The organism is Nocardiopsis quinghaiensis, from assembly GCF_008638365.1.
Lineage (GTDB): Bacteria > Actinomycetota > Actinomycetes > Streptosporangiales > Streptosporangiaceae > Nocardiopsis > Nocardiopsis quinghaiensis.
Genome location: NZ_ML703338.1, coordinates 239,351 through 246,345 on the forward strand (window position 1 = coordinate 239,351; position 6,995 = coordinate 246,345).

7 protein-coding genes are annotated in these 6,995 nt (G+C 71.3%); 2 read left to right on the forward strand and 5 right to left on the reverse strand.

Going from position 1 to position 6,995, the window contains the following annotated elements; all coding sequences use genetic code 11:
- Positions 1-16: 16 nt before the first annotated feature.
- The 3 genes from thpR to FYX01_RS02325 form a co-directional block, all read right to left on the reverse strand.
- Positions 17-607, reverse strand: coding sequence for an RNA 2',3'-cyclic phosphodiesterase (gene thpR / locus FYX01_RS02315; RefSeq protein ID WP_150236973.1), 591 nt, complete (start codon positions 605-607; stop codon positions 17-19).
- Positions 604-2,067 (reverse strand): MFS transporter, encoded by a 1,464-nt coding sequence (locus FYX01_RS02320; RefSeq protein ID WP_150236975.1) that lies wholly within the window; start codon positions 2,065-2,067, stop codon positions 604-606. The genes thpR and FYX01_RS02320 overlap by 4 nt, the downstream gene beginning before the upstream one ends.
- Before the next feature lie 154 nt (positions 2,068-2,221).
- Entirely contained in the window at positions 2,222-3,679 is a 1,458-nt protein-coding gene (locus tag FYX01_RS02325; RefSeq protein ID WP_150236977.1) for an NCS2 family permease, read from the reverse strand.
- A 218-nt stretch (positions 3,680-3,897) separates the two neighbouring features.
- On the opposite strand from FYX01_RS02325, the gene FYX01_RS02330 reads away from it, so the two are divergent.
- On the forward strand, positions 3,898-4,152 hold the full coding sequence (locus FYX01_RS02330; protein ID WP_150236979.1) for a DUF2530 domain-containing protein: 255 nt from the start codon (positions 3,898-3,900) through the stop codon (positions 4,150-4,152).
- Between the two features lie 55 nt (positions 4,153-4,207).
- Complete coding sequence (locus tag FYX01_RS02335; RefSeq protein ID WP_150236981.1) at positions 4,208-5,704, forward strand: DUF7059 domain-containing protein; 1,497 nt, start codon at positions 4,208-4,210, stop codon at positions 5,702-5,704.
- Between the two features lie 98 nt (positions 5,705-5,802).
- Here the strand turns inward: FYX01_RS02335 and FYX01_RS02340 are convergent, their stop codons facing one another.
- On the reverse strand, positions 5,803-6,444 hold the full coding sequence (locus tag FYX01_RS02340; RefSeq protein ID WP_150236983.1) for an SRPBCC family protein: 642 nt from the start codon (positions 6,442-6,444) through the stop codon (positions 5,803-5,805).
- 16 nt (positions 6,445-6,460) lie between these two features.
- Positions 6,461-6,808, reverse strand: a complete 348-nt coding sequence (locus FYX01_RS02345; RefSeq protein ID WP_150236985.1) for an ArsR/SmtB family transcription factor — start codon at positions 6,806-6,808, stop codon at positions 6,461-6,463.
- Between the last annotated feature and the right edge of the window lie 187 nt (positions 6,809-6,995).

Genomic DNA, 6,995 nt, shown 5'->3' on the forward strand with positions numbered 1-6,995 from the left:
TTGCTGGTGAGCATGCTCATGACGTGCTCCGCTCCGGAGATGGGGTGGAATCCGTTCCCCAGCCTAATGCCCAGGTCCGGACGGTTCGGTAGCGGTCCTCCTTCCCGGCACGGCTCTCCACCAGGCGCACCTCGTGCGCCCTCCACATGCGGCTGCGCAGGGGCCCGAGGGCGCGGACGGTGTCGGTGAGGTCGCGTGCTGGGCGGCTGCGGGCGACCGTGATGTGCGGCACGTAGGGGCGTTGCTCCACGGGGACACCGGTCCCCGCCGCGGCGGCGCGCAGTCCGTCGGCGAGGGCTCCCAGGGCCTCGGTGTCGCCGTCGAGCCCGGCCCAGAGCACGGAGGAGCGGCCGCCGCCGGGCGGGAAGGTGCCCCAGCCGTGCGCGGCGAGGCAGAGGGGCCGGTGGGCGCGGACCTCGCCGCCGAGCGCGTCGGTGAGCGCGGGAAGGCGCTCCTCGTCCACCTCGCCGAGGAAGACCAGGGTGAGGTGCCAGTCCCGGGGCCCGCTCCACCGCAGGCCGGGGTCGTGGCGCCGCCCCCGGTCGACGGCCTCGCGCAGCGCGTCCACCACGTCGGCCGGCGGATCCAGGGCGGCGAACAGCCTCATGTCCCCATCCTGCTCCGCGCGGACCGGGGCGGACCACCCCTGTTCCCCGGGGAGTCCGAGGCGTGGCACGGCCCGTCGTCGTCCCGGGTGAGCCCGACCCGGGCCGAGCCGTCCGCGCGGCGCTCCACGCGGACATCCTCGTACTCCGGTCCGGGTTCGGGTTCGGGAGCCTCCTCGCGTTCCCGCTCGGTCTCGGGCGCTCCCCGGCCGGCGCTCCCGGCCGGGCGCCTCCCCGGAAGGAGGTCGCGTACCCGCACCCCCTTGACCCGGAAGAGCAGGGCGGACAGGACCGAGACCACCACGAGCGTCACCGAGCCGCCGATCACGAAGCTGGCCTGCGGGCCGAACGCGTCGGCGAGCAGTCCCACCACGGGTGCGCCGATGGGCGCCACGCCCATGAACACCAGCAGGAACATGCTCATGACCCGACCGCGCATCTGCGGGTCCACACTGAGCTGGAAGGTGGCGTTGAGGGTGGTCACGTACGTCATGAAGGCCATGCCCATGGGCACCAGCACCACGACGAACGGCACGTAGCCGGGCATGAGCCCCGCGACCACCTGGAGTGCGCCGAAGGCCATCGACCCGATGAGCACCAGCCGCAGTCTGGGCCGTTCGCGGCGGGCGGCCATCAGGGCGCCCGCCAGCGCGCCGACGGCCAGGAACGCCGCGGCCGCGCCGAACGCGTCGGCCCCGGTCTCGAACACGTTGTTGACCACCAGCGCGATCTGGTTCTGGCTGTTGGCCCCGAAGAACTGGGTCGAGGCGGCCAGGGCCAGGAGGAGGACGAGGTCGCGCCTGCCGCCGATGTAGCGCAGTCCCTCACGGATCTGCCCCTTGCCCCGGGGAACCCGCTCGGTGGGGTTGAGTTCGGCGGTGCGGATCATCGCCAGGGCGACGATGGTGAACCCGAACGAGGCGCCGTTGATGAGGAAGACCGGCCCGCTCCCGATGACCGCGATGAGCAGGCCTGCGATGGCCGGGCCGGTGACCCTGCCCAGCTGGAAGCTGGCGCTGTTGAGCGCGATGGCGTTGGACAGGTGGTCGCGGCCGACCATCTCCGGAACGAAGGTCTGCCGCCCGGGGTTGTCGAGCACGGTGATCATGCCGAGTCCGAGGGCGAACAGGTACACGTGCCAGACCTGGGCGGCCCCGACCGTGGCCAGGACGCCGAGGCCGACGGCGAGCACGCCCATGGCGGTCTGGGTGCAGATCAGGAGCCTGCGCTTGTCCATCCGGTCGACCAGGGCGCCGCCCCACAGCCCGAGGAAGAGCATGGGCAGGAACTGCAGGGCGGTGGTCATGCCGAGCGCGATGCCGCTGCCGCCGCTGAGCTGGAGGACCAGCCAGTCCTGCGCGATGCGCTGCATCCACGTACCGGGGTTGGACAGCAGCTGGCCAAGGGCGTACAGCCGGTAGTTGCGGACGGACAGTGAGCGGAACATGGCGATACGCCGCATCAGTCCCTCCCCGCGGACGGGTGGAGAGGGACTGATGCGGCCACTGGCCGGTATCGGTGACATGGCGGACAAAGAAGTAAACGGCGTTGACTCATCATGGGAGTCAACGCCGTTCACCGCCGCCGGAATTCCCGCCCGGCGGGAAAGGTGGAGATCAGCCGATCAGGGCGTTGATCGGCGCCTCGGCGAAGTGGATCAGGAACACCAGCGAGATCAGCCACAGCAGCGGGTGGACCTGGCGGCCCTTGCCCAGGACGAGGCTGACGAAGGCGTACGTCAGCAGGCCGAACCCGATGCCGTTGGCGATCGAGTAGGTGAAGGGCATCATGATGATCGCCATGAAGGAGCCCAGGCCCAGTGCCGGGTCCCTGAAGTCGATGTTGATCACCTGGGTCATCATCATGAAGCCCACGATCACCAGCACCGGCGTGGCGGCCTCGAAGGGCACCAGGTTCACCAGCGGGGTGAGCAGGGTGGCCAGCATCATCAGCGCACCGGTGACGATCGGCGCGATACCGGTCCGGGCGCCCTCACCGACGCCCGCGGCGGACTCGGCGTAGATGGTGGCCACCGAGGCCGAGCCCAGACCGCCGAGGATCGTACCGAAGGAGTCGGCGGCCAGGACCTCGCGGCTGCCGGGGATGTTGCCGTTCTCGTCGGCCAGGTCGCCCTGGTGGGCGACGCCGACCATGGTGCCCATGGTGTCGAAGAAGTCGGCCAGCAGCAGCGTGAAGACGAGCATGATCACGGTGGCGAAGCCGATGTCGGACCAACGCGCGACCACGTTGAGGCCGCCGTCGGTGAACAGGCCGATGAGCGAGAAGTCGGGGACCGCGACCAGGCCTCCGGCGCCCTCGGGCAGGGCCGGGACGGTCAGGCTCCAGCCGAGGCGGTTGTCGCCGCCGCCGAGGACGGCCTCGACGACGAGGGCGATGGCGGTGGAGGCGATGATGCCCAGCAGCATCGCGCCCGGCACCTTGCGCACGTACAGCGCGACGGTGATCAGCAGGCCGATGACGAAGATCAGGATGGGCCAGCCCTGGAGGCCGCCGTTGCCGAGCTGCACCGGGGTGCCCTCGCCCGCCTGCACGAAACCGGCGTTGACCAGTCCGACCAGTGCCAGGAAGAGGCCCACGCCCACGGCGATGGCGACCTTGATGCCGGGCGGGATCGCGGCGAAGACCGCGGTGCGGAACCCGGTGATCACCAGGATCAGCAGGACCACGCCCTCGACCACGATCAGCAGGAAGACGTCGGCCCAGGGCATGACCGGAGCGATGCCGTAGGCGACGACGGCGTTGAGCCCCATGCCCGCGGCGATGGCGAACGGGTAGCGGCTGACCACGCCCATGAGCACACAGGAGATCGCGGCGACCAGGGCGGTGACGGCGGCCACCTGGGGGATGCCCAGGGTCTCTCCGTTGACGTCCTCGGCCGTGCCGATGATCAGGGGGTTGAGGACGACGATGTAGGCCATGGCGAAGAAGGTCGCCAGGCCACCGCGGATCTCGGTGCCGAGGGTGGAGCCGCGCTCGCTGATGCGGAAGTAGCGGTCAAGGGGGCCCGACGGGCGCTTGCCGGTACTGCTGGGGGATGTGCTTGGAGATTTCACGTCGACAGCCTGACCTGGTCGTGTTACCGGACAACAAGGATTCTGCGCCAGGTTAGTTGCATCTTCATACAACCCCGGCCACAAGTTTCGCAGGAGTTTCGGAGAAAACACCACATGGTCGGATGACCACGCCTCAGAATGTGACGAACGCTTCCCTGGTCAGTGGTGTCGCCCCCGGATACACCCCTTCCCATGGGTGAGCGGATAGCCTGGAGAGCGTGCGCACACCTCGCCAGCCCGACCCGGACGTCCACGAGAGCGACTACCGCGTGCCCGCCGCGATCGGCACCCTGGCGTGGACGGTGGCGCTCGTCGTCCTCCTCGCCATGGGCGACGGCCTGCCCGCGTCCGAGCGCTGGTGGATCGGGGTCTGCGTGACCGGGATCGCACTGGGCGTCTTCGGGTTCCTCTACATCCCGTACCTGCTCCGCAAGCGCTCCGGAACCGCCGACCACGCGTCCGACTCCCCCTGAGCCGCGGTCACCACCGACCAACGGGGGCACCGTGCTTCTGCCTGATAATGGGCGAGTGTCTGAGACGAAATTCCCGCGCGGTCTGGCCGAGCGACTCCGCGGCATCCTCATCGACGCCGACTACACGGTGTCCGGCGTCCGTGACCGACTCGGCGACGCCGCCGCGCGGGCGCTGGCCCGCGAGGAGCTGGTGCCCGCACTGCGCGCCACCGGCGGCGAGGAACGGCTCGGACTGCTGCTGCGCCTGTGGTGGCTCCGCTCGCCCATCCCCGCCAGGGCCGCGCGCTCCATCCTGCCCGTGGACGAGCTGGCCGAGGCCGGCCTGGTCACCGTGGAGGAGGGCCCGGACGGACCCCTCGTGCACGCCCTGGTGCACCTGGGGCCCTGGGAGCTGGAGGACGGCAGGCCCGGATTCGTGGTCTCCGACCCCAAGGTGCGCCCCGGCAGCGGCGGCGTCCCCCGCCCCGACCACGTGGTGGGCACGGGCGGCGCCTCCTCCACCCTCTCCCAGCTGATCGTGGACGGTCCGGTCGAGCGTGCCCTGGACGTGGGCACCGGCTGCGGCGTACAGGCCCTGCACCTGGCCTCGCGGGCGCGCGAGGTGGTGGCCACCGACCTCAACCCGCGCGCGGTGCGCCTGGCCGGGATCAGCCTGGCGCTGTCCGGTGTCGACGGCGCCCGCCTGGAGCAGGGTTCGCTGTACGAGCCGGTCAGGGACGAGCGGTTCGACCTGATCGTGTCCAACCCGCCGTTCGTGATCACCCCCGACTCCTCCCGGTACACCTACCGGGAGTCGGACCTGCCCGGCGACACCGTGTGCGCCGAGCTGGTGCGGCAGGCCCCGGCGCACCTCACCGAGGGCGGCTGGTGCCAGATCCTGGCGAACTGGGTGCACCGCGACGGAGACGACTGGGAGGACCGGGTCGGCGGCTGGGTGACCGGAACCGGCTGCTCGGGCTGGGTGGTCCAGCGCGACGTGCAGGACCCCGCCCAGTACGTGGAGCTGTGGCTGCGCGACTCCTGCGAGCACGGCACCCCCGAGTACACGCGACGCTACGACGCCTGGCTGGACTACTTCGAGCGCGAGGGCATCAAGGGCATCGGGTTCGGGTGGATCAGCCTGCGCAACGACGTCGCCCAGGACGCGACCGTGCGCGTGGAGGAGCTGCGGCACGAGATCGAACAGCCCGTGGGCCCGTACCTGCCCGACGTGGTGGACGGGGCGATGACCGCGCTGCGCCTGACCGACGCCGCCCTGCTGTCCGCGCACGTGGCGCTCGCGCCGGGCGTGGTGGAGGAGCGGGTGGGGCGCCCGGGCGCTCCGGATCCGGAGAGGATCGTGCTGCGCCAGCGCGGCGGGCTGCGGCGGGTCGCCCGGGTGGGCACGGTGGAGGCCGCCCTCGCCGGGGTGTGCGACGGCACCATGCCCGTGGGCCCGCTGCTGGACGTGATCGCCGAGCTCATCGGCGAGGATCCGGTGGCCGTGCGGGAGCGGGCGCCCGAGGCGCTGCGCACCCTCATCTCGGAGGGGTTCTTCCGGGTGGCCCGCTAGGTCGGCCGGTTCGCCCGGCGGACACCCGCACCGCTCGCGACGGACGGCGCCCACCGGGCGCGGCCTGACCCGCGGGGATCGCGGCGGGTCCTCCTGCCTCAGGCCCCCTGCGCGGTCCCGGCCTCCGGGTCGGTGGTGTAGAAGGCCACGGTGCGCTCGGCCGCGGCCTCGGCCTCCCTCGGGTCGGCGCCGGCCGCGGCGTGCGCCTCGCCCCACAGGCGCCCGCCCAGCTCCATGAACCGGCGGGCCTCCTCCGACCCGCTCCACTCCGCCGCCTCCGGCGGCACGTCGGTGCCCGACGACAGGTGCAGGAACAGGCCCAGGATTCCCAGCTCCCAGCCGATGCCGGTGGCCCCCGGACCGAACCGCTCCCAGAAGTCGTTGAGCGGCGCGACGTGGGTGAGCGCGAAGCGGGTGCGGGTGTCCGACAGCGCGGCCAGGCGCACCTCCACCTCGCTGCCCTGCCCTTCGAACTCCCAGGTGATCCGGAAGGAGTTCGGCGGATCGCACGAGAGCACCCGGCCCCCGGCGTTGCCCTCCAGCTGGTAGGTACCGCCCTCGCGCAGGTCGCCCGTGACCGGCATGAACCACCGCGGCACGCGTTCGGCGCTGGTGCAGGCGTCCCACAGGTCCCCGATCGGCGCGTCGTAGTCCTGCGTCAGCGTGATGGCGGTGTCGTCCCCGGAGCCGCTGAGCGCGACCGACCTGCCGGCCGCGTCGAGCTGCCGCTGGATGTCCATCGTGTGCTCTCCCTGTTCACCGGTCCCCGTCGGCGGACTGCCGGCGTGCACGCCTGCCCCGGGCGAGCTCGGTCTCCAGCGCCGTCAGGTGCGGCTCCCAGCGGGCGGCGAAGCGCCGCAGCCAGGCGTCGACGTCGCGCATCGGGGAGGGATCGACCGCGTAGAGCCTGCGGGTGCCCTCCCTGCGCACGGTGGCGAACCCGTTCTCCCTGAGCACGCGCAGGTGCTGGGAGACGGCGGGCTGGGATATGCCGAACTCGGCCCGTACGGTCCCGGTCAGCTCGCCCGAGGAGCACTCACCGTCGTTGAGCAGCTCCAGCAGGCGGCGCCGGACGGGATCCCCGAGGACGTCGAAGGCGTGCATGGACCCACCATATAAACAGGTACTTATATAAGTCGAATCTAATAAAGCGGGGTCACGCCTCCTAGATGAGTAATTCCAAGGGGTGCATGGTCTGAGCATGAGGCGAGGGAGCCCATGGTCATGTTGTGACGCAAGACCTGAACTCCCTCGCCCGTGCACTCTACGACACCACCGCACGACTCCTGGA